Here is a 22116-nt window from a genome sequence, read left to right on the forward strand (position 1 = left end):
GCAATCCGCTGGTGCAGGACAATCTGAAAAACTGGTCGGCGTGGGAAAACGGCGTCACGCGATCCTGAGTACAACACGGTGGGAGCGGGCTTGCTCGCGAAGGCGGCGGGTCAGTCACTTTATGCTTCACAGACCTGCCGCTTTCGCGAGCAAGCCCGCTCCCACAGTGGTTTTGCGGTGTCAGGGGAGCCCGCGCTGGAAAACCTCTTTCGCGCCGGCAATCCGCTGGTGCAGGACAATCTGAAAAACTGGTCGGCGTGGGAAAACGGCGTCCTGCAATCCTGAGTACAACACGGTAAAAATGTGGGAGCGGGCTTGCTCGCGAAGGCGGCGGGTCAGTCACTTTATGCTTCACAGACCTGCCGCTTTCGCGAGCAAGCCCGCTCCCACTGTTGTTTTGCGATGTCAGGGGAGCCGGTGCTGGAGAACCTCTATCGTGCTGGCAATCCGTTGGTGCAGACATCCTGAAACACTGGTCGGCGTGAGAAAACAGCGTCCCGAAATCCTGAATACAACACGGTAAAAATGTGGGAGCGGGCTTGCTCGCGAAGGCGGCGGGTCAGTCACTTTATGCTTCGCTGACACACCGCCTTTCGCGAGCAAGCCCGCTCCCACGGGGATTGCGTTCAGGTGATCGTAAATTGCGAAGGCGCCACACCCAGCTCGCGGCGGAACATGTCACTGAAACTGCTCGGCGAATACCCCAGCTCGCGAGCGATCGCGCTCACCGGCACGCCCTGAATCAACTCCGTCACCGCCGTCGCCAACTGGACCTGCCGCCGCCATTCAGCGAAGCCCATGCCGAGGCTGTCCTTGAACAGCCGCGCCAGCGTGCGCACGCTGGCCCCGGCGTTTTCCGCGTGCTGTTCGAACGGAATGTCCAGCGACGGTGCCGCCATCACCGCCTGGCACAAATTCATCAGGCGCCGGTCGGAATCGTCCGGCAGCGGGATCTTCAATTGCGAGCGCCGGGCACGCTTGAGCTCCAGCAACGCCAGCCCGACCAACGCGTCGTAATAGGCCGGCTCACCGCTATCGCCCTGCTCCACCAGCCCGACGATCAACTCGCGCAACAGCCCTCCGACTTCAATCACCTGCACTGTCGGATCCAGCGTTGCCGCCAGCACCGGGCGCAGGTAGATATTGCGCATTTGCAAGTCCGACACCACACGAATTCCATGGGGCACCCCGGGTGGCAACCACACCGCGCGCTGCGGCGGCACCACCAGTGCCTCATGCGGGGTCTCGACCCACATCACTCCGCTCATCGCATACAGCAACTGCCCCCAGACATGCTCGTGCGGCTCGATGAACAAACCACGCGGATAAGTGCGCGCCAGCGGTTGCACCGGCACATCGGTATCCGTGAGATCGGGGGGTGCGGCGAGGGCCATGGCGAGCATTCATTGGGGTTGGCGGAAGGCGCATGGTAACCAGTCGGTCACAGCGTCGACAACGATAGATACCGTCGGACAATCCGAGTGAATTTTCCCGACGCGCCGCGATCCTTCTAATACCACAGGGAGGATTACGGGCTTTATGAACAACGCAAAACTGTTTGTCATCGATTACACCCTTCACGGCACGCCTAAGTCGTTCATTATCCGCTCGGACAGAATGGACAACGCCGAGGCGTGGCACTGGGCAAGCTGCGACGCCGGTGTGGGTCGCATCCCGCGTTTCGGCCGGGAAAAAGTGCAAAAGACCAGCAAACCGATGGCGGAGAAATTCGGCGTGGAAAACGTCACATGGCGACCGGCGGGCTAGACTCTCGTCAGGCGATGGGGACTCTTTGGGGGCGTACACAATGACCAGCATCTTCAGCCCGGCGCATCTGGATTACGGACTGGACACCCTGTTCGGACGTATCACCAAAAGCGTGGACTGTCGGGTGGGTCTTGAGGCTGTCGAAGACGACCCGTATAGCTTCGCCCTGCGTGTGCCGGCGCCGTTACCGGAAGACCTCGACCAGGCGAAAACCGTGGTGGTCAGGGTTGACGGGCGACGACTGCAAGGCACGGTGCGCCATACCGAACGGCTGGATGATGAAAGCCTGAAACTGCAAGTGGAGCCTGATTAGGCTCCACTTTTTTTGCGCGCGGTTATTTGGGGTGGGCGCAATGGCAGCCTTTGCTTGAACACTCTTCACCGCCCTTGTGGTGGTGAGCGCAGGCTTCACAGCAATAGTGTTTGCCGTGCACGGCGTAAGCGTGGTCGCCTTCCTTGATGGTGCATTTGCAGTTGGGGCAATCGCATTTTCTATCGGGCATGGGGGCAGACTCCTTTATTTGGTGGTTGTCTGGGCTCTTGGGATAAGCCGTAAATACCAGTGTAGGAGCTGCCGCAGGCTGCGATCTTTTGATTTTGCTTGGGTGCGATTTGGATACTTTGTTTTTGGGTGTATATCCGTTTTTTCGGGTGCTGCCGCTGGCGGTTTCGCTCTTACAGCGAGTCACCTTTTCCAAACGCCGAAAAGGTAACCCAAAAGGCTTTGCCCCGGCGTACGGCACTTCGCTGAGGCTCAGTGTTCCCTCGCTACGGTGTCCATCCGGGGGCATCGCCTCCGGTTTGCTTCGCTGCACCTCCTCTTGATGGATGCGGCTTCGCCGCATGGCGCTGCGCGCCTAACCCCCGGATGAACACCTACGCTCGGCCTGCCGAAGGGGCTGAAGATCAAAAGCCACATCAAAAGCCAGAGCCAGAGCCAGAGCAGATCAAAAGATCACAGCCTTCGACAGTTTCTACATGGGATGGGGGGGCTTTCAGTTAGAGATTGGTCGGCTGGCAGGCCGCCTTCGCGAGCAAGCCCGCTCCCACAGTTGGAATGGGTGGCTTCAGTTGGAAATTGGTCGGCTGTCAGGCCGCCATCGCCAGCAGGCTAGCTCCTACAATTTAGAGAGTGTGCGCCCCATGCGGCGAGGCCGCCCCACTCAACACAATGAGCGTTAGCTCGAGTACCGCTTTTGATCTGAGGGCCCGTCGGCAGGCTGAGTGGAGGGGTTTATCCGGGGGTGGGAGCGCAGCGACCGTTTGGCGCAGCCAAACACAGCGAGAGGAGGTGCAGCGAAGCAAACCGTAGGCGCTGCCCCCCGGATGAATCCCGCAGCGAAGGAACCCGAGCCTAGGCGAGGGCCGAACGTCAGGGTAAAGCCTTTTTGGTTACTTTTTCGGCGTCTGGAAAAAGTGACCCGCCGTAAGGGCGGAACCCTAAGCCGCCGTGACCGCAGCAACGGATATACACCCAAAACTCAATCAGAACCGCGAACACTACTCCGATACATAAAAACCAAAGCCAACCCCAGACACACCATCGCCAACACCCGCGAGGACGAAAGCTCGATCGCCGGATTCCCCAGCCAGCCAAAATTGTCGATCAACATCCCCATCCCCAGTTGCCCGACAATCACCGCAACAGTCGCCACCGCAGTCCCCACAACAGGCACCGCGCCAACCATGACCATCATGTAAACCACGCCAAACAGCGCCCCGCAGACCTGCCACTTCGGCACATCGAGCAAACTCACCGCATGCGCCGGTTCAAAAAACACAATCAACAACCCGCTAACCACAGCCCCGACGAAAAACGTCAGCAAACTGCTGCGCAATACCCCGACGCTTTCACCGAGGCGCCCATTGATCGCCGCCTGCACACTCAACACCGCGCCAGCCAACACCACCACTGCCAACAAAATAACCAGACTCATATTCTCAACCCCGCGCAATCAGAACCAGTGCCACCACAATCAACCCCAACGCCAGCCACCGCTCGGCATTGACCTTCTTGCGCGTCGCGCCGAACCAGCCGAAATGGTCGATCAGCACACTCTTGCCGACCTGCCCGGACAAAATCGCGATCATCGTCATCGCGATCCCGATATGCGGCGTCGCCAGGGTCAGCACCACCACGTACATCGGCCCGAGAAAGCCGCCGATCAATTGCCAGCGCGGCAGATCGGTCAGCGCCGGGCCTTTCTGCGGGCCGGCGAACAACAGCAGCAAAAACAGAATCGCCGAACCCACGCCGAAGATGCTCAAGGTCGCCCACAGATGCCCGACCTGCTCCCCCAGCGGCCCCAGTAACCCGGCCTCCACCGACAGGCCCATGCCGGCCAGAATCACCAGCGGCAGCAACAACAGGCGCAACCACGACCGGGTCGCCGGCGCCGGCACACTCACTTCATCCAATGTCTGCATCATCCAAAACCCACGCAAGTAAACGATGGCGCGGATTATCGGCTGGCGCCGCTGTGCGATAAATGGGAGCATCCAGACAACACTTTTGCGCAACTCGCACAGCAGGACGATTCATGCACGGGCTGAATGAACTGGGCTTCAAGGCGCTGAGGCTATTTGTGGCGGTGCTCGACCACGGCAGTTTTTCCGAAGTCGCCCGGCGCGAGGGCGTGGCGCCCTCTTCGATTTCACGGCAGATCCAGTTGATGGAGCAGGCGCTGAACCAGCAATTGCTCTACCGCCACACCCGCGCCGTGATGCCGACCGAGGCCGGGCGCATGCTCGGCCACCATGCGCGGCTGGTGCTGGTGCAACTGGAGGAAGCCGAGCAAGCGTTGCAGGAGCAGCAAAGCGAACCCACCGGACTGGTGCGGATCAACGCGCCGGTGGTGTTCGGCCAACGGCATCTGACGCCGTGGCTCGGTCAGTTGTGCGCGCGCTATCCAAAGCTGCAACTGGACATCCAGCAGACTGACCATTACGTCGACCCGTTGCAGGAAGGCGCCGACCTGCTGTTTCGCATCGGCCCGATGCACGACTCGAGCATGCAGGCGCGGATTCTCGCGCCGCACCGCTTTCAGGTCGCGGCCAGCCCGGCTTACCTGAAACGTCACGGCACGCCGCAGCATCCCGACGAACTCGCGCAACACCAGTGCCTGGCCTACAAAGGTGCGACCGGTCAGCAACGCTGGTTTTTCCGTAAGGATCAGGGCGACTGGACGCCTTACTCGGTCAAAGGCCCGATCACTGGCAACCACGCCGACACCCTCACCCAGGCCGCCGAGCAAGGCCTGGGGTTGGTGATGTTTCCGTCCTGGCTGATTGGTGAGGCGGTGCGCGAAGGCACGCTGGTGCCAGTGCTGGGCGAATATCAGGTGTCGAACAGCCTGGAGCCGCAGCAGATCGCAGTGCTGTGGCCGGGGAGTCGAAGGTTGTCGGTGAAGGTGCGGACGGTGATTGATTTCTTCATCGAGTGCTTTGGCGAAGTGCCGTACTGGGACAGACCCTAAGCCCTACACGAAACCCAATGTGGGAGCGGGCTTGCTCGCGAAGGCGGTGTGTCAGATACAAGAATACTGACTGACATGACGCCTTCGCGAGCAAGCCCGCTCCCACAATGAGGTTTTACAGACTTTTTAAATGCGGAACTGGCCCACCAGCTTGCCCAACCGCTGCCCAAGCTCTGCCAGACTGCGCGAAGTCTGCGCCCCCAGTTGCGTCTCGTCCGCCACGCTGTCCACCGCCACCGCGATCTGATGCACGCTGCGGTTGATCTCTTCGGCCACTGCCGTTTGTTCCTCGGCAGCACTGGCGATCTGCGCGTTCATCGAGTTGATCGTCGCGATCAGGTCAGCCATGGCATCCAGCGACGCCCCGGCCTGATTGGCCTGCGCCGAAGTACCATCGCCCGCTTCACTGGAACGGCGCATCGCCTCGACCGCCGACTGCGTACCCGCTTGCAGGCGATCGATCATGCCCTGAATTTCCTGGGTGCTGATCTGCGTGCGGCTGGCCAGTGCCCGTACTTCGTCCGCCACCACCGCAAAACCGCGCCCGGCCTCCCCGGCACGCGCCGCTTCAATCGCCGCGTTCAGTGCCAGCAGGTTGGTCTGCTCGGCAATCGAGCGGATCACCCCGAGCACGCCGACAATCGACGACACGTCCTGTTGCAGGCTGTCGAGCGACACGCCGCTGCTGCGAATTTCATCCACTAGCGCATGAATCTGTTTGATGCTGCCGGCCACCACGCGTTTGGCGCTCTGGCCTTCTTCGTCGGTCTGCTGCGCGGCGACCGCGGCGTTCTGCGCGCTCTTGGCAACTTCCTGGGCGGCGGCGGACATCTCGTTGATCGCCGTGGCGACCTGATCGGTCTCGTGGCGCTGACGCTCCATCGCCTGATCGGAACGCTGGGCCTGATCCGACACCTGGGTCACCAGGCCAGTCAGTTGCGTGGTCATCTCGGTGATCTGCCGCACCAGACCGTGGATCTTGTCGACGAAGCGATTGAACGAGCCGGCCAGTTCGCCGAGTTCGTCCTGGCTGGTGATGTTCAACCGGCGCGTGAGATCGCCCTCGCCCGCCGCGATGTCGTCGAGATTGGCTTTCATCAGGTTCAGCGGCCGCAGAATGGTGTTGGCCAGCAGCATCCCCGCGATGGCAATCACCAACAGCACCAGCACCGCAACGCCGACGATACTGAGGATCACGCCTTGCATGCGCTCCTGCACTTGCGCCTCGACCACTGCCACTTGCGCTTCAATGCCGTCGAGGTTGACCGAGGTACCGACCGCCATGTCCCACTTCGCCAGGTACTCGGTGTAGCCGAGTTTCGGCACCAGCACGTTGGCATTGCCCGGCAGCGGCGAGCTGTATTGCAGATAGTGGGTGCCGTCTTTCGCCACTTTCACCAGGCCGAGGTTGACGTAGACGCCATTCGGGTCGCGGTTGTCCTTGAAGCTTTTGCCCACGCCTTCGGGGTCGTTGGCCTTGAACAGGCGCACGGTCTCGGAGTCATAGCCGAAGAAGTAGCCGTCCTTGCCGTAGCGGATGCCCGACAGCAGCTTGATCGCCTGCGCCCGCGCCGCGTTGTCACCGGGGGCGGCAGCGTCGTACAGCGGTTTGATCGTGGTCATCGCCACGGCGACGTAACTTTGCAGGGTGGCCTTGGCATCGGCGAGCAAGCGATCGCGGGTCTGTTCGACCTCGGTGTGCGCCTGCTGCTGGAGGATAAACAGCGTGGTCAGGCTGATGACCAGCGCAAAGAGCAGCACCGGCAGGACGGCAAGGGACAGGACTTTGGCCTTGAGACTCAAGCGCATGGGGGGCTCACTCTTTTGGTTTTATTGGCGTGGTTAAAGGCGTTAACGGCACGCAATAGCAAAAGTTGAGCGGGGGATTCACCGCATTCCCCTGTGGGAGCGGACTTGCTCGCGAAGGCGTCGTGTCAGTCAACATTTATGTTTCTGATACACCGCTTTCGCGAGCAAGCCCGCTCCCACAGGGGATTGGCGGGTTTAGAGAACCATCGCCGCCACCCAGCCGAACGCCAGCAGCGGCAGGTTGTAGTGCAGGAAGGTCGGGACCACGGTGTCCCAGATGTGGTGATGCTGGCCATCGACGTTCAGACCCGAGGTCGGGCCCAGCGTCGAGTCGGAGGCTGGCGAGCCGGTATCGCCCAGCGCCCCGGCGGTGCCGACGATGCACACGATGGCCATCGGGCTGAAGCCCAGTTGCACGCACAACGGCACGAAAATCGCCGCCAGAATCGGCACCGTGGAGAACGACGAGCCGATACCGATGGTCACCATCAGGCCCACCAGCAGCATCAACAACGCACCAATCGCCTGGCTGTGATTGATCCACGCCGCTGCGCTTTCCACCAACGAGCGCACTTCACCGGTGGCCTTGAGCACTTCGGCGAAACCCGAGGCCGAGATCATGATGAAGCCGATCATCGCCATCATCTTCATGCCTTCGGTGAACAGGTCGTCGGTCTCACGCCATTTGACGATGCCCGACGCCGAGAAGATCAGGAACCCGGCCAGCGCACCGATAATCATCGAGTCCAGCAGCAACTGAATGATGAACGCGGCGGCAATCGCCAGACCGGCAATGCCGATGGTCTTCGGGTTGTACGCCACGCTGACTTGCTCGACCTGCTCGATTTTCTCCAGATCGTAAACACGCTTTTTCCGATAGCTGAAAAACACCGCCAGCAACAGGCCGAAGACCATGCCCAGGGCCGGAATCGCCATGGCGTGCATGACGTTGATCTGGCTGATATCGACCCCGGCCTTGCTGACGTTGGCCAGCAGGATCTGGTTGAGGAAGATGTTGCCGAAACCCACCGGGAACACCATGTACGGGGTGATCAGGCCGAAGGTCATGACGCAGGCAATCAACCGGCGATCCAGCTGCAACTTGGTCAGTACATAAAGCAGCGGCGGCACCAGCAGCGGAATGAACGCAATGTGGATCGGCAGGATGTTCTGCGAGGCAATCGCCACCACCCACAGCAGACCGATCAGCAGCCATTTGACGCTGCCGCCGCCGGTCGAATGCTGACGATCGACCATCGCCAGGGCCTTGTCGGCCAGCGCATGGGCCAGGCCGGACTTGGCAATCGCCACGGCGAAAGCGCCGAGCAATGCGTAGGACAACGCCACCGTCGCCCCGCCACCCAGACCGCTGTTGAACGCCTTGAGCGTGGCGTCGATGCCCAGACCACCGGTCAGGCCACCGACCAGCGCACCGACGATCAGGGCGATCACCACGTGCACGCGGGACAGGCTGAGGATCAGCATGACGCCGACCGCAGCAATCACTGCATTCATTTCACTACCTCAAAAACACTGCGATGAACGATCACCGCCAGACAGGATGAGTCCGCCAACGGTTAACCGGCGGATTTGCAAAGAGGGTCTTATTAGAAGGGCGCGCACTGTGCCGCAGAGTGGCGGCGGTGTCAAAGCGAGCGGCTGAACTGAAATGTAACTGCCAATGCACAACCCGGTGATGCGCAGGAGATCCCTGTGGCGAGGGAGCTTGCTCCCGCTCGGCTGCGCAGCAGTCGCAAACCCGGTAGACGCGTTATGCCTGAATGACCGCATCAGCAGGATTTGGGGGCGCTACGCACCCCAGCGGGAGCAAGCTCCCTCGCCACAGGGGGCTAAACGTCACTCAACTGCGGCAATTGGTCATATTGCGCTTGAACAATAAAGAAAGCCGAAACGCGGCCGTTACAGTGCAAAGTCTCAGATATTTATCGAATAAGGACGTCTCCATGTCGCTCAGACAACTTTCCATTCAATGGAAAATCACCCTGCTCGCCGGCCTGTGCCTGGCGGGCATCGTGACCCTGCTGGTGGGTCTTTCGCTGTACCGCATGGAGCACAGCTCCGAGCTGGTGAAGGCTTCGAGCATGGAGATGCTGACCGAGTCGGCCCAGGCGCGCATTGAGTCGCAGGGTGAGGTGCAGGCTGCCGGGATTCGCCAGCAGTTCATGGACGCCTATCAATATGGCCACGGCTTCTCGCGTCAGGTGCTGTTCCTGCGCGAACAGGCCGAGAAGCGCTTCCTCGATGCCTTCGACCTGCGCGAAGACATGACCCGTCAGGTCAAGTCCGCGCTGCAGGCCAACCCGGAGCTGCTCGGTCTGTCGCTGGTGTTCGAAGCCAACGCCTTGGATGGCAAGGATGAGCTGTTCGCCGGTCAGGCTGAACTCGGCAGCAACGACAAGGGTCGTTTTGCCCTGTACTGGTCGCAGCCGACTCCCGGCAAAGTCACCTCGATGGCCCTGCCGGAAAGCGACATGACCGACACCAGCACCGGCCCCAGCGGTCAGGCGGCCAACGCCTGGTTCACCTGCCCGCGCACCACGCTCAAACCGTGCGTGATCGAACCGTACTTCTATGTGATCGACGGTCAGAACGTGCTGATGACCAGCATCGTCTTCCCGCTGATGGTCAACGGCAAAGTCATCGCCTCGCTGTCGGTGGACATCAATCTCAACAGCCTGCAGGCGATCAGCCAGGGCGCGAGCAAAAAACTCTACGACGGCCAGACCGCCGTGAGCATCATCAGCCCCACCGGCCTGCTCGCCGGCTACAGCCCGGACGCCAGCAAACTGAGCAAGCGCCTCGATGCCGTGGATACCGTCAGCGGCGCCGAACTGCTGCGTCAACTCGCCGCCAGCAGCAGCGTCAGCAGCCTGCACAGCAACGGCCAGTTGAAAGTGCTGTCGCCGTTCCAGCCGATCCCCGGCGGCCCGTCGTGGGGCGTGTTGCTCGACGTGCCGGAAAAGGTGCTGGTCAGCCGCGCCGAAGCGCTCAAGCAGCAACTGGATGCGAGCAACAACTCCGGCACCCTGATCGAGCTGAGCCTCGGCGTGCTGGCGGCATTGGTCGGCCTGCTGCTGGTGTGGCTGATGGCGCGCAGCGTGACCAAACCGATCCTCGGCGTGGCCCACATGCTCGAAGACATTGCCAGTGGTGAAGGTGATCTGACCCGCCGTCTGGCGTATGACAAGAAAGATGAACTCGGTCAACTGGCCGGCTGGTTCAACAAGTTCCTCGACAAGCTGCAGCCGATCATCGCCGAGGTGAAACGCTCGGTGCAGGATGCGCGCAACACCGCCGACCAGTCCTCGGCCATCGCCACCCAGACCAGCGCCGGCATGGAGCAGCAATACCGTCAGGTCGATCAGGTCGCCACTGCCTCCCACGAAATGAGCGCCACCGCGCAGGACGTTGCACGCAGCGCCGCGCAAGCCGCCGAAGCGGCCAAGGACGCCGACCGCGCCACCCGCCAGGGCCTGACCGTGATCGACCGCACCACCGCGAGCATCGACACCCTCGCCGCCGACATGAGCGCGGCGATGGTTCAGGTCGAAGGGTTGGCTGCCAACAGCGAGAAGATCGGCACCGTGCTGGAAACCATCCGCGCCATCGCCGAACAGACCAACCTGCTGGCGCTCAACGCGGCGATCGAGGCCGCTCGCGCCGGTGAAGCCGGGCGCGGTTTTGCCGTGGTCGCCGACGAAGTGCGCAACCTCGCCCGCCGCACGCAGGAGTCGGTGGAAGAAACCCGTCAGGTCATCGAGCAATTGCAGACCGGTACCCAGGATGTGGTCGGGTCGATGGGCAACAGCCATCGTCAGGCGCAGGGCAGTGTCGAACAGGTCGGGCAAGCGGTGACCGCACTGCGCCAGATCGGTGATGCGGTGACGGTGATCAGCGACATGAACCTGCAGATCGCCAGCGCGGCGGAAGAACAGAGCGCGGTGGCCGAGGAGATCAACAACAACGTCGCGACCATTCGTGACGTGACCGAATCGCTGTCCGGACAGGCCAATGAGTCGGCGCGGGTGAGCCAGTCGCTGAACAGCCTGGCGAATCAACAGCAGAGTCTGATGGATCAGTTCCGGGTCTGAAAACCATCACCGTCCCTGTAGGAGTGAGCCTGCTCGCGATAGCGGTTTGTCAGACACATTGATTCGAATGTATCGGCGCAATCGCGAGCAGGCTCACTCCTACAGTTCTTTGGCAGGCCGGGATCAGCGTTTAGGCAACTCGATCACCACCTTCAACCCGCCCCACTCACTCTCGCCCAACATCAGCAACCCACCCCACGTCTCGACGATATCGCGCACAATTCCCAGCCCCAGGCCATGCCCGTCAGTCTGCTCATCGAGCCGCGTGCCACGGCTGAACACCTGAGTGCGTTGCTCCTCAGGAATTCCCGGCCCGTCATCTTCAACGCTCAGGGCGTAACCGTCAGTACGTTCGATCACACTCAGACGCACCTCGGCGTCCGCCCATTTGCAGGCGTTGTCCAGCAGGTTGCCGAGCAGTTCCAGCAAGTCCTCGCGGTCCCACGGCAGTTGCAGCCCCGGCGGCGCGACGTAACTCAACGCCAGATGCTCGCCGTGGATCATGTTCAGCGTTGCCAGCAATCCCGGCAGTTCCGCGTCACAATCAAACAGCGCGCCGGGCAGCGCATCACCTGACAACCGCGCGCGATTAAGCTCGCGATTGAGCCGCTGTTGCACCTGCTCCAGTTGTTCCTTGAGGATTCGGCGCAACTCCGGGTGGGCGTCGAGTTTCTCGCTCGACGCCAGACTCAGCAGCACCGCCAGCGGGGTTTTCAGCGCATGTCCCAGATTGCCCAGTGCATTGCGCGAGCGCTTGAGGCTGTCTTCGGTGTGCGCGAGCAAATGGTTGATCTGCGCCACCAGCGGCTCCAGCTCGACTGGCACCTGATCGTCCAGTTGCGAGCGCTGGCCCTGCTGCAACTGGGCGATCTGCTCGCGCGCGCGTTCCAGCGGCTTCAACGCGCGGCGCACCGTCAGCCGTTGCAGCAGCAGAATCAGCAGCAAACCGGCAAGGCCCAGACCGAGGCCGATCTGGCGCATGCGCTGGAAACTCTCGCGCACCGGGGTGTAATCCTGGGCGACGCTGATCGAGATCGACTGCCCCAGACGCCGATAATCCGAACGCAATACCAGCAACTGCTGACCGTCCGGCCCCAGTTGCAGGTTGCTGTGCAAACCTGGGTGTTCCAGCAGCGGCAGATCCTGATCCCACAGCGAACGCGAGCGCCAGTGGCTGTCGGCAAAATCGATGCGGAAGTAATGCCCGGAAAACGGTCGCTGATAGGCCGGCGACAGATGCCGCTCATCCAGTTGCAAACCTTGCGGGCCACGCACCAGTGCGACCAGCAGGCTTTCGCTGTCGTTGCGCAGACCGGCCTCGAGGTAACGCTGCAACCCGACTTCGAACAACCACAGACTGGTTTGCGCCAACACCAGGCCGACGATCACCATCACGCTGATCAACCCCAGGCTCAAGCGGCGCTGGATCGACCTCACGAAGCTTGCCCGCCGAACAGGTAACCCTGGCCGCGACGGGTTTCGATCACCGCTTTACCCAGCTTGCGCCGCAGGTGGTTGACGTGAACTTCGAGGACGTTGGAATCGCGCTCGGTTTCGCCGTCGTAGAGGTGCTCGGCGAGGTGGGTTTTCGACAGGATCTGTTCCGGGTGCAGCATGAAATAGCGCAGCAGGCGGAATTCGGCGGCGGTCAGCTGAATCTCGCTGCCGTCGCGGATCACGCACTGGCGACCTTCATCCAGATGCAGGCCGGCCGCCTTGAGCGTCGGCTGATTGGCCTGGCCCTTGGAGCGACGCAGCAACGACTGCACCCGCAAGTGCAGCTCTTCGGGATGGAACGGTTTGGTCAGGTAATCGTCGGCGCCGGCCTTCAGGCCTTCGATGCGCTCGGCCCAGGAATCGCGGGCGGTGAGGATCAGCACCGGGGTCGACAGGCCACCGGCACGCCATTGCGCCAGCACCTCCAGCCCGGGAACGCCGGGCAGACCGAGGTCTAGAATGATCAGGTCATAGGGCTCGCTGCTGCCCTGATAGACCGCATCGCGTCCGTCCGCCAGCCAGTCCACCGCGTAGCCTTGGCGCTGCAGGCCGGCGATCAGTTCGTCGGCGAGCGGCACGTGGTCTTCCACCAGAAGCAAACGCATCGGTCAATCTTCCTTGTCTTTGAGTAATTGGCCGGTATCGGCTTTCAGATGCAGCTCGCGCGCCACGCCCTCGACCGTCAGCAGCTCGACTTCATAAACATAGACGTCGTGCTTTTCCTCCAGCTCGACCTCCAGCAGTTTGGCCCCCGGATAGCGATCCAGCGCCTGTTGCAGCACCTGCTCCAGCGGCAGGATCACGCCCTGCTGACGCAGCTTCAGCGCTTCGTCCTGATCGAGGTCGCGGGCCATCGCCGCCGAGCAAACAATCACAAGCGCCAACGCCGTGCGGCTGGTGGCGCGAACATTAACCTTCATTACGTATCCTGATGATCCTTGAGAACCTGCCCAGTGACCGCGTCTAATTCCAGATCCCACTCCAGCCCTTGCGGATCACGCATTTCGACCTGGTAGACGTACTTGCCGTACTCCTCTTCCAGCTCGGTTTCGGTGATGGTCGAGCCCGGGTGTCTGGCCAGCGCCGTGGCGTTGAGCTTCTCGAAGGAGACGATAGTACCAGCGTCGCGCAGACGCAGGGCTTCATCCGGGCCAAGATCGCGGGCGTGGGCGAGGCTGGCGGTCAGGCCGATGATCGAGGCAATGGACAGGGCAGTCAGGGTTTTCATGGGTGTCTCCGTGTTTTTATGTGCAGCTACGGTCGGCACCATAGCGGTGCGAACTTAACTGAAACTGAATTGCCATCATTGCCCCAGAGCAACCCGTTTCCCCTGTAGGAGTGAGCCTGCTCGCGATTGCGATGTGTCATTGAGCATTGATATGTCTGATACACCGCTATCGCGAGCAGGCTCACTCCTACAGTGTTTTGTAACATGTGCTTATAATTGTTCGCTTGCTAACGATCGAGACCGGTATGACTGCCATCCACATCAAGTTCCCTGCCCTCACCCTCAAGGCCGGCCCTCGGGCCATGGCGCGCATTCGTGCCCAAGGCCTGAACGCCGCTGACGTCGGCACCCTGCCCGGTGCGGCCGGCGGGCCGAAGGCATTGGGGATTCAGGGGCTGGACCTGGCGTTGTTCGGTGAATGGCTGCCGAGCGCGCCGCGTGAGCGCTCGCTGATCGGCGCGTCGGTCGGTTCCTGGCGCTTCGCCAGCGCCTGCCTGCCGGACGCCGCCGAAGGCATCCGCCGCCTCGGTCAGTTGTACGCCGAGCAGAACTTCAACAAAGGCGTGACCATGGCCGAGATCAGCCAGAGCTCGCAGCGCATGCTCAATGACCTGCTCGACGGCCGCGACGCCAGTATCCTCAACAACGCCGACTACCGCCTGAACATCATGGTGGTGAAAAGCCACGGACGCCTGGCCGACGATCATCGTGGCCGCCTCGGTCTGGCGCTGGGCTCGGTGATTGCCGATAACCTGCGCGGTCGCGCGCGGCTGTCGCGGCACTTCGAACGCCTGATTATCCACGACCCGCGCCTGGCGCCGCCGGTGAATGCGCTGAATGACTTTCCGTCGCGCTTCGTTGCCCTCAACGCCGGCAACCTGCGCCAGGCGCTGCTGGCCTCGGGGTCGATCCCGATGGTCATGGAAGGCGTGCGCGACCTGCCGGGCGCCGGTGCCGGCACGTTCCGCGACGGCGGCCTGCTCGACTATCACCTCGACCTGCCCTACAGCGGCGACGGCATCGTGCTTTATCCGCACTTCACCGATCGGGTGATCCCCGGCTGGTTCGACAAGACCCTGCCGTGGCGCCGCGCGTCGGTCGAGCGCTTGCAGGACGTGCTGTTGCTCGCGCCATCCAAGGAATATCTGGCACGGCTGCCCTACGGCAAACTGCCCGACCGTAACGACTTCAAGCGCTTCATGGGTGATGCGCCGAGCCGCCAAAAGTACTGGCACGCGGCGATGGACGAGAGCCGCCGACTGGGCGACGAGTTTCTCGAACTGACCACCAACGGTCGCCTCGCCGAGCGCTTGCTGACCCTTTAGTCAGTGTTTTCCCGCATCGCCAAACACAAGCTGGTAAACTCGCCGCCTGCCCGAATCGCTGCGGCGAACGCCACCTGAACAGAGCCGAAAATACTGTGGAAATTTTCAAAGAGTTTACTTTCGAATCCGCCCACCGCTTGCCGCACGTCCCGGACGGCCACAAGTGCGGACGCCTGCACGGTCACTCGTTCAAAGTGGCGCTGCACCTGAGCGGCGACCTCGATCCGCACACCGGCTGGATCCGCGACTTCTCCGAGATCAAGGCGATTTTCAAGCCGTTGTACGAGCGTCTGGACCACAACTACCTGAACGACATTCCCGGCCTGGAAAACCCGACCAGCGAAGTCCTGGCCAAATTCATCTGGAATGAAATGAAGCCACTGCTGCCGGAACTCAGCGCGATCCGCATTCACGAGACCTGCACCAGCGGTTGCATTTATCGCGGTGAATGATCCAACACATCCCCCTGTAGGAGTGAGCCTGCTCGCGATAGCGGTTTGTCAGACACATTGATTTCGGATGTGCCGACGCTATCGCGAGCAGGCTCACTCCTACAAAGGATCGGTGTTTGTCAGGGAAATAGAGAACAGCCTTCACGGCTGTTTTTTTATGCCTATGCTTTTTGGCTCAACCCCGCCAAGAGGACAGGCCGATGACAGACTGGCTGCTGGATCAGGTCTTCGATTTCAATGGGCATCCGGTGCGCCACGCCGTGCGCGGTGACGGCCCGCCACTGGTGTTCGTGCACGGCACGCCGTTCTCGTCTTACGTGTGGCACCGCATCGCGCCGCATTTCTTTGCCAGTCATCGGGTGCATTATTTCGACCTGCTGGGCTACGGACGCTCCGCACAACCGGACGCCGACGTTTCCCTCGGCGTACAGAATCAACTGCTCGCGCAGTTGCTCGATCACTGGAACATCCAGCGCCCGGACGTGGTCGCCCATGACTTCGGCGGCGCCACCGCGTTGCGCACGCATTTGCTCGATGGCAAGGACTACCGCAGCCTGACGCTGATCGATCCGGTGGCGCTGACGCCATGGGGTTCGCCGTTCGTGCAGCATGTGCGCCAGCATGAAACGGCGTTCAGCGGCCTGCCGGACTACATCCAGCGCGCTACCGTCCCGACCTACATTCGCGGGGCGATTCACCGCGACATCCCCGACGCTGAACTGGCGCCCTACGTGCAACCGTGGCTCGGCGATCCGGGGCAAGCGGCGTTCTATCGGCAGATCGCGCAGATGGACGAGCGCTACACCCGCGAGGCCGAACCGCTGTACCCGAGCATCCGCTGCCCGGTGCAGATTCTCTGGGGTGAAGCCGATCAGTGGATTCCCATCGAGCGGGGTCGGGCGTTGCACCAGATGATTCCGGGATCACAATTTCACCCAATCCTCAACGCCGGCCACCTCGTCCAGGAAGACGCCCCGGAAGCCATCGTCGCCGCCCTGCTGCGCTTCCTCTGACCCCCAACACAGTTCAAAACGGTGGGAGCGGGCTTGCTCGCGAAAGCGCTGCATCAGTCACCACCTGCAATGGCTGACCCGGCGCCTTCGCGAGCAAGCCCGCTCCCACATTGGGCCTGTGTGCGTTCTGGTGCACTGCTTTCGCGCCGAAATCCCTGACTCGGCTATACATAATCCGCATAACGGTATTTGGCACGACCACTGCAACTTGCTTCGCGTCTCCCCAATCCAGCAAGGAACGCCCCATGACGCAGAACGATCCCGGCAACGACTACCCGCTCAGCGAAGTGCCCATGCATGCCCGCAAAGGTCTGGCCTCAACCGCCATGGTGCTGCTGGGTTTCACCTTCTTCACCGCAACCATGTTCGCCGGCGGCAAGCTTGGGGTCGCCTTCAGTTTTGGCGAGATGATGGCGGTGATCATCGTCGGTAACCTGCTGCTCGGTCTGTATGCGGCGGGGCTGGGTTATATCGCCTTCAAGAGCGGGCTTAATTCGGTACTGATGGGGCGGTTCTGTTTTGGTGAAGTCGGCAGCAAGCTCAGTGACCTGATCCTCGGTTTCACCCAGATCGGCTGGTACGCCTGGGGCACTGCGACCGCCGCCGTGGTGCTCGGCAAATACTTCGATCTGGGGCAAGGCACAGTGCTCGGCTTGATGGTGCTGTTCGGCCTGGTGTTCTGCGCCACGGCGTATATCGGTTATCGCGGCCTGGAGATCCTGTCGTACATCGCGGTGCCGGCGATGATGTTGCTGTTGATGCTGTCGATGTGGGTCGCGACGGTAAAAGTCGGTGGCCTCGATGGTTTGCTCAGCGTGGTGCCGACGGGTTCGCTGGACTGGTCGACCGCGATCACGCTGGTGTTCGGCACCTTCGTCAGCGGCGCGACCCAGGCGACCAACTGGACCCGCTTCTCGCGCTCGGCACGGGTTGCCGTGCTGGCGAGCCTGATCGGATTTTTCATCGGCAATGGCTTGATGGTGTTGATCGGTGCCTACGGCGCGATCGTCTATCAGCAGCCCGACGTGGTTGAAGTGTTGCTGCTGCAAGGTTTCGCCATGGCCGCAATGGCCATGCTGCTACTGAATATCTGGAGCACCCAGGACAACACCATCTACAACTTTGCCGTCGCCGGCTGCAACCTGCTGCGCACCGGCCGACGCAAAACCGTGACCCTGGCCGGCGCGGTGATCGGCACCCTGCTCGCCCTGCTGGGCATGTACGACATGCTGGTGCCGTACCTGATTTTGCTGGGCACGGTGATTCCGCCGATTGGCGGGGTGATCATGGCCGACTTTTTCTTTCGCTGGCGCGGGCGCTATCCGCGTCTGGCCGACGCACGGCTGCCGGCGTTCAACTGGCCGGGACTGGGGGCTTACGCGGTCGGTACGCTCGCTGCGTTCCACTCGCCGTGGGTCGCGCCGCTGGTAGGGATTGCCGCCGCCGCGCTAACGTATGTCATCGTCACCGGCCTGCTCGGCGCCCGCCGCGCCAGTGCGCCACTACCAGACCTATAAGAAGGATTCGCCTGATGCACATCATCAACGCCCGGCTGCGCAACCAGGAAGGTTTGCACGAATTGCACCTGGAAGACGGCCTGATCCGCAGCATCGGTCGCCAGACCGAAGCCCCGAGCCTCAATCCCGGCGACCTCGACGCCGGCGGCAATCTGGTGGTGCCGCCCTTCGTCGAGCCGCACATCCACCTCGACGCCACGCTGACCGCTGGCGAGCCGCGCTGGAACATGAGCGGCACGCTGTTCGAGGGCATCGAGTGCTGGGGTGAGCGCAAAGTCACCATCACCGAAGAAGACACCAAGACCCGCGCGAAAAAGACCATCCAGGCCCTGGCCGCACACGGCATCCAGCACGTGCGCACCCACGTCGACGTCACCGATCCGCAACTCACCGCTCTCAAGGCGATGCTCGAAGTCCGCGAAGAATCCCGGCACCTGATCGATCTGCAAATCGTCGCGTTCCCACAGGAAGGCATCGAGTCGTACCGCAACGGTCGCGAGCTGATGGAAGAAGCGATTCGCATGGGCGCCGATGTGGTCGGCGGCATTCCGCATTTCGAGTACACCCGTGATCAGGGCGTCAGTTCGGTGAAGTTTCTGATGGATCTGGCCGAGCGCACCGGGTGCCTGGTCGATGTGCATTGCGACGAGACCGACGACCCGCACTCGCGCTTTCTCGAAGTGCTCGCCGAAGAGGCGCGCAGCCGCGACATGGGCGCGCGGGTCACCGCCAGCCACACCACGGCAATGGGTTCTTACGACAACGCTTACTGCGCCAAACTGTTCCGCCTGCTCGGGCATTCCGGGATCAGTTTCGTCTCGTGCCCGACCGAAAGCATTCACCTGCAGGGGCGCTTCGACAACTTCCCGAAACGCCGTGGCGTGACGCGCGTGAATGAATTGCTTGAGGCCGGGATGAACGTGTGTTTTGGCCAGGATTCGATCGTCGATCCTTGGTATCCGCTAGGCAACGGCAACATTCTGCGGGTGCTGGAAGCCGGGTTGCACATCTGCCACATGCTCGGTTACCGCAACCTGCAGAACGCGCTGGACCTGGTCACCGACAACAGCGCCAAGGCCATGCACTTGGGCGAGCGTTATGGCCTGGAACAGGGGCGTCCGGCGAACTTGCTGATTCTGTCGGCGGACAGCGATTACGAGGTTATTCGCAGCCAAGGCTTGCCGTTGTATTCGATTCGCGGCGGCAAGGTGTTGATGCAGCGGAAGATGCCCTTGGTGGAGTTCAACAGCGGACAGATCTGAAATGGTTGTCAGGCTGATGGCCTCTTCGCTGGCAAGCCAGCTCCCACAGTATTCAGCAGTGAACGCGTGATTTGTGCTCACCACATAACCCTGTGGGAGCTGGCTTGCCAGCGAAGGCGATTGCCGCTTCAGTCGATCAATCGAGCCGTACCAAACAGCCTGACCCGCACCAATTCGCCCTGCTTTTCTTCGAGCAACACCGGCGCCGTCCCGCCCGGCATGACGACGTGCACTTCGCCGCTCGCCACCCAACCCACCGCCCATGCTGCGCAGGCCACCGCACTGGCGCTGGTACCGGAAGACGCCGTCGGCCCTTCGCCACGCTCGAATACTCGGGCGACGATGCGCTGCGCTGACTCAAGCGCGGCCCATTGCAGATTGATGCCCGCCGGGCATGGCTGGCCGGCGCCGGTCGGCATCGCGTAGGCGATTCGGGTCAGGCCTTCGGCCCAGGGCGATTCGCGCATTTGCGGGTTGCTCGGCAGCTCGGCGACGTCGGTGAGCAAGGTCACGCAATGCGGGTTGCCGATGCGCACAAACTGGCTGTGCTGCCACGCGGGATCGAGCTGTGCCAAGGGTTTTACATGGCTCACTTCATGACCATTGAATTCGCGGTTTTCAACATTCCGGGCGGTCACCGCTGAAGGCCCGAAGCCCGGTTGACCGAGGTCCAGCCAGAAGCCGTTCACGCCTTCAACTGTGGCCGTTTTCACCGAAGTTTCCACAGCGTCGCCCCCCTTGTCGTGATGCACTCGCAGCGACGCCCCTTCCGTCGGCATCAGCCCCTGCTCCAGCAACGACTGGGAAAAAATCGTCAGGCCATTGCCGCTGCGCTCGGCCAAGGTGCCGTCGGTATTGACGATCAGCACGTCGAACGGCGGCACTGCCTGGAACGGGCCGATCAGCAGACCGTCGCTGCGGTGCGATTTACTCCCCGCCGGACGCTGGCCCTCGGGCCAGTCGCAGCACAGCGCAATGGCTGCCTGACTCCATGCCTGTGTCGACAAGGCACACTGCGCGGCACCGACAGGCAAATCGATCCCCGCCTCACGAAGTGCCTGAGGCGAAACCACCCCGTAGATATTGCCCCGTGCATCGTAAAACTGCGTCATCACTAGCCTCACTCACCTAGTCGAAGCACCTACTGTAAACCGCGATCCCCTGTAGGAGTGAGCCTGCTCGCGATAGCGGGGTGTCAGGCGCCCTGTTCATTGCCGGAGCCACCGCCTTCGCGAGCAAGCCCGCTCCCACATTAAATGGCGGGCGCTCACAAATCTGCTGTCATGCGCAGATCACTGTGGGAGCGGGCTTGCTCGCGAAGGCGGTGTGTCACTCACTATATTCTTTGGCTGACACACCACTATCGCGAGCAGACTTATCCCTACAGGTTAGGATGTCGGCTGCACCGCCCCCGAGACTTGCGATCGAACCTCGACGCGCTATCACTGTCATTCGGGGACGCGACGTTTTTTGCCAAGGATCGATATGACCAGCCTCAACCCCCAAGACACCTTCGTCCCCGGACGCCTGCAACAGATGTCGACGCGCATCGCTTTTTTCATCGCCGGCCTCGGCATTGCCGCATGGGCGCCGCTGGTGCCGTACGCCAAGGCCCGCGCCGGACTCGACGAAGGCACGTTGGGCCTGTTGCTGCTGTGCCTGGGAGTCGGCTCGATTCTGGCGATGCCCTTGGCGGGGATTCTCGCCACGCGCTTCGGCTGCCGCAAAGTCGCCACCGGCGGCACCCTGCTGATTTGCGCGGCGCTGCCGTTGCTGGCGACGGTGTCGTCGATACCGGCGCTGATCGCCACGCTGTTCATGTTCGGCGCCGGGTTGGGCACGGTGGATTCGACCGTCAACCTGCAAGCGGTGATCGTCGAACGGGCCAGCGGCAAGCACATGATGTCGGGGTTTCATGGCCTGTTCAGCCTCGGCGGGATTGTCGGCGCGGCCGGTGTCAGCGCCCTGCTCGGTCTCGGGTTGACGCCGCTGGCGGCGATGCTGGTGGTGGTGGCGGTGTTGATCGGTGCGCTGGTCAAAGCGGTGCCGCACATGCTGCCGTACGGCAGTGAAAGCTCGGGCCCGGCATTCGCCATTCCCCACGGCATCGTGCTGTTCATCGGCGGGATGTGTTTCATCGTGTTCCTCACCGAAGGCGCGGCGCTCGACTGGAGCGCGGTGTTCCTCGCACAGGAACGCGGGATCGACACGGCGTATGCGGGCTTGGGTTACGCCGCATTTGCCCTGACCATGACGGCGGGACGCTTGCTGGGTGACAGGATCGTGCGCAGTGTCGGTGCCACGCGGATCATTCTGTTCGGCGGGTTATTGGCGGCGGCAGGCCTGTTTCTGGCGACCTTCGCCCCGAGCTGGGAAGCCGCGCTGCTCGGTTATGCGCTGGTCGGCGCCGGCTGCTCGAACATCGTGCCGGTGCTGTACACGGCGGTGGGCAAGCAGACGGTGATGCCGGAAAGCATCGCGGTGCCGGCAATCACCACGCTGGGTTACGCAGGGATTCTGGCGGGGCCGGCGGTGATCGGTTTTGTCGCGCATGCCAGCAGTTTGAGTTTTGCTTTCGGGTTGATGGCGCTGCTGTTGGTGGCCGTCGCCATCGGCGGCAAAGTCCTCAAGGTCTGAACACCATCATTGTGGCGAGGG

The 22116-nt window shown here is 62.0% G+C and carries 20 protein-coding genes and 3 pseudogenes; 11 read left to right on the forward strand and 12 right to left on the reverse strand.

What is annotated here, in order from left to right; genetic code table 11:
- Positions 1 to 626: 626 nt before the first annotated feature.
- Positions 627 to 1403: an AraC family transcriptional regulator gene (locus V3W27_RS15090; RefSeq protein WP_330206948.1), complete on the reverse strand. Its 777-nt coding sequence runs from the start codon at positions 1401 to 1403 to the stop codon at positions 627 to 629.
- A gap of 136 nt (positions 1404 to 1539) precedes the next feature.
- Here V3W27_RS15090 and V3W27_RS15095 point away from each other — a divergent pair, with 136 nt between their 5' ends.
- Positions 1540 to 1767 carry a DUF6555 family protein gene (locus V3W27_RS15095; protein WP_095138739.1) on the forward strand — a complete coding sequence of 76 codons (228 nt, stop codon included), beginning with the start codon at positions 1540 to 1542 and terminating at the stop codon, positions 1765 to 1767.
- Positions 1768 to 1807: 40 nt separating this feature from the next.
- Positions 1808 to 2080: a hypothetical protein gene (locus tag V3W27_RS15100; protein ID WP_047597391.1), complete on the forward strand. Its 273-nt coding sequence runs from the start codon at positions 1808 to 1810 to the stop codon at positions 2078 to 2080.
- A 22-nt stretch (positions 2081 to 2102) separates the two neighbouring features.
- On the opposite strand, the gene V3W27_RS15105 is transcribed toward V3W27_RS15100, so the two are convergent.
- The 3 genes from V3W27_RS15105 to V3W27_RS15115 all read right to left on the reverse strand — a co-directional run bounded on the left by V3W27_RS15105 (position 2103) and on the right by V3W27_RS15115 (position 4194).
- Positions 2103 to 2270 (reverse strand): metallothionein, encoded by a 168-nt coding sequence (locus V3W27_RS15105; RefSeq protein WP_081730276.1) that lies wholly within the window; start codon positions 2268 to 2270, stop codon positions 2103 to 2105.
- A 978-nt stretch (positions 2271 to 3248) separates the two neighbouring features.
- Positions 3249 to 3704, reverse strand: coding sequence for a DMT family transporter (locus V3W27_RS15110; RefSeq protein ID WP_330206961.1), 456 nt, complete (start codon positions 3702 to 3704; stop codon positions 3249 to 3251).
- Positions 3705 to 3708: 4 nt separating this feature from the next.
- On the reverse strand, positions 3709 to 4194 hold the full coding sequence (locus V3W27_RS15115; protein ID WP_097087815.1) for a DMT family transporter: 486 nt from the start codon (positions 4192 to 4194) through the stop codon (positions 3709 to 3711).
- A 113-nt stretch (positions 4195 to 4307) separates the two neighbouring features.
- Between V3W27_RS15115 and V3W27_RS15120 the strand changes: the two genes are divergently transcribed.
- Positions 4308 to 5243, forward strand: a complete 936-nt coding sequence (locus V3W27_RS15120; protein ID WP_330206949.1) for a LysR family transcriptional regulator — start codon at positions 4308 to 4310, stop codon at positions 5241 to 5243.
- A gap of 126 nt (positions 5244 to 5369) precedes the next feature.
- Here the strand turns inward: V3W27_RS15120 and V3W27_RS28220 are convergent, their stop codons facing one another.
- The 3 genes and pseudogenes from V3W27_RS28220 to V3W27_RS15130 form a co-directional block, all read right to left on the reverse strand.
- On the reverse strand, positions 5370 to 6191 hold the full coding sequence (locus V3W27_RS28220) for a methyl-accepting chemotaxis protein (RefSeq protein WP_442962656.1): 822 nt from the start codon (positions 6189 to 6191) through the stop codon (positions 5370 to 5372).
- Positions 6192 to 6275: 84 nt separating this feature from the next.
- Positions 6276 to 7052, reverse strand: a pseudogene (locus V3W27_RS28225) (cache domain-containing protein); the annotation flags it as partial.
- A 195-nt stretch (positions 7053 to 7247) separates the two neighbouring features.
- Complete coding sequence (locus V3W27_RS15130) at positions 7248 to 8567, reverse strand: Na+/H+ antiporter family protein (RefSeq protein WP_330206951.1); 1320 nt, start codon at positions 8565 to 8567, stop codon at positions 7248 to 7250.
- A gap of 770 nt (positions 8568 to 9337) precedes the next feature.
- On the opposite strand from V3W27_RS15130, the pseudogene V3W27_RS28230 reads away from it, so the two are divergent.
- Positions 9338 to 10306: pseudogene (locus V3W27_RS28230) on the forward strand (HAMP domain-containing protein); the annotation flags it as partial.
- A 264-nt stretch (positions 10307 to 10570) separates the two neighbouring features.
- Positions 10571 to 11164 (forward strand): annotated as a pseudogene (locus tag V3W27_RS28235) (methyl-accepting chemotaxis protein); the annotation flags it as partial.
- A 123-nt stretch (positions 11165 to 11287) separates the two neighbouring features.
- Here V3W27_RS28235 and V3W27_RS15140 read toward each other — a convergent pair.
- Genes V3W27_RS15140 through V3W27_RS15155 form a run of 4 tightly spaced genes read right to left on the reverse strand, consistent with a single transcriptional unit; the run spans position 11288 to position 13889 of the window.
- Positions 11288 to 12601 carry a sensor histidine kinase gene (locus V3W27_RS15140; RefSeq protein ID WP_027613998.1) on the reverse strand — a complete coding sequence of 438 codons (1314 nt, stop codon included), beginning with the start codon at positions 12599 to 12601 and terminating at the stop codon, positions 11288 to 11290.
- The gene (locus V3W27_RS15145; protein WP_003223514.1) at positions 12598 to 13266 is read right to left on the reverse strand and encodes a response regulator transcription factor; all 669 of its coding nucleotides are present in this window, start codon (positions 13264 to 13266) and stop codon (positions 12598 to 12600) included. Before V3W27_RS15145 ends, V3W27_RS15140 begins: the two co-directional genes overlap by 4 nt.
- Before the next feature lie 3 nt (positions 13267 to 13269).
- Entirely contained in the window at positions 13270 to 13581 is a 312-nt protein-coding gene (locus V3W27_RS15150; protein ID WP_027613999.1) for a PepSY domain-containing protein, read from the reverse strand.
- Positions 13581 to 13889 (reverse strand): PepSY domain-containing protein, encoded by a 309-nt coding sequence (locus V3W27_RS15155; RefSeq protein ID WP_027614000.1) that lies wholly within the window; start codon positions 13887 to 13889, stop codon positions 13581 to 13583. Before V3W27_RS15155 ends, V3W27_RS15150 begins: the two co-directional genes overlap by 1 nt.
- Before the next feature lie 245 nt (positions 13890 to 14134).
- Here V3W27_RS15155 and V3W27_RS15160 point away from each other — a divergent pair, with 245 nt between their 5' ends.
- From V3W27_RS15160 to codA, 5 genes are all read left to right on the forward strand, one after another.
- The gene (locus V3W27_RS15160; protein ID WP_330206953.1) at positions 14135 to 15214 is read left to right on the forward strand and encodes a patatin-like phospholipase family protein; all 1080 of its coding nucleotides are present in this window, start codon (positions 14135 to 14137) and stop codon (positions 15212 to 15214) included.
- A gap of 95 nt (positions 15215 to 15309) precedes the next feature.
- Positions 15310 to 15666 carry a 6-carboxytetrahydropterin synthase QueD gene (gene queD, locus V3W27_RS15165; RefSeq protein WP_007915588.1) on the forward strand — a complete coding sequence of 119 codons (357 nt, stop codon included), beginning with the start codon at positions 15310 to 15312 and terminating at the stop codon, positions 15664 to 15666.
- Between the two features lie 200 nt (positions 15667 to 15866).
- Positions 15867 to 16679, forward strand: a complete 813-nt coding sequence (locus V3W27_RS15170; RefSeq protein WP_247268302.1) for an alpha/beta fold hydrolase — start codon at positions 15867 to 15869, stop codon at positions 16677 to 16679.
- Between the two features lie 245 nt (positions 16680 to 16924).
- Positions 16925 to 18196 (forward strand): cytosine permease, encoded by a 1272-nt coding sequence (gene codB, locus V3W27_RS15175; RefSeq protein WP_247268303.1) that lies wholly within the window; start codon positions 16925 to 16927, stop codon positions 18194 to 18196.
- Between the two features lie 14 nt (positions 18197 to 18210).
- Positions 18211 to 19458 (forward strand): cytosine deaminase, encoded by a 1248-nt coding sequence (gene codA / locus V3W27_RS15180; protein ID WP_247268304.1) that lies wholly within the window; start codon positions 18211 to 18213, stop codon positions 19456 to 19458.
- A 128-nt stretch (positions 19459 to 19586) separates the two neighbouring features.
- On the opposite strand, the gene V3W27_RS15185 is transcribed toward codA, so the two are convergent.
- Positions 19587 to 20570, reverse strand: a complete 984-nt coding sequence (locus tag V3W27_RS15185; RefSeq protein WP_247268305.1) for a diaminopimelate epimerase — start codon at positions 20568 to 20570, stop codon at positions 19587 to 19589.
- A gap of 373 nt (positions 20571 to 20943) precedes the next feature.
- On the opposite strand from V3W27_RS15185, the gene V3W27_RS15190 reads away from it, so the two are divergent.
- Positions 20944 to 22095, forward strand: a complete 1152-nt coding sequence (locus V3W27_RS15190) for an MFS transporter (RefSeq protein WP_115990275.1) — start codon at positions 20944 to 20946, stop codon at positions 22093 to 22095.
- The last annotated feature ends 21 nt before the right edge of the window (positions 22096 to 22116 follow it).

The organism is Pseudomonas sp. AM14(2022), from assembly GCF_036346455.1.
GTDB lineage: Bacteria > Pseudomonadota > Gammaproteobacteria > Pseudomonadales > Pseudomonadaceae > Aquipseudomonas > Aquipseudomonas putida_A.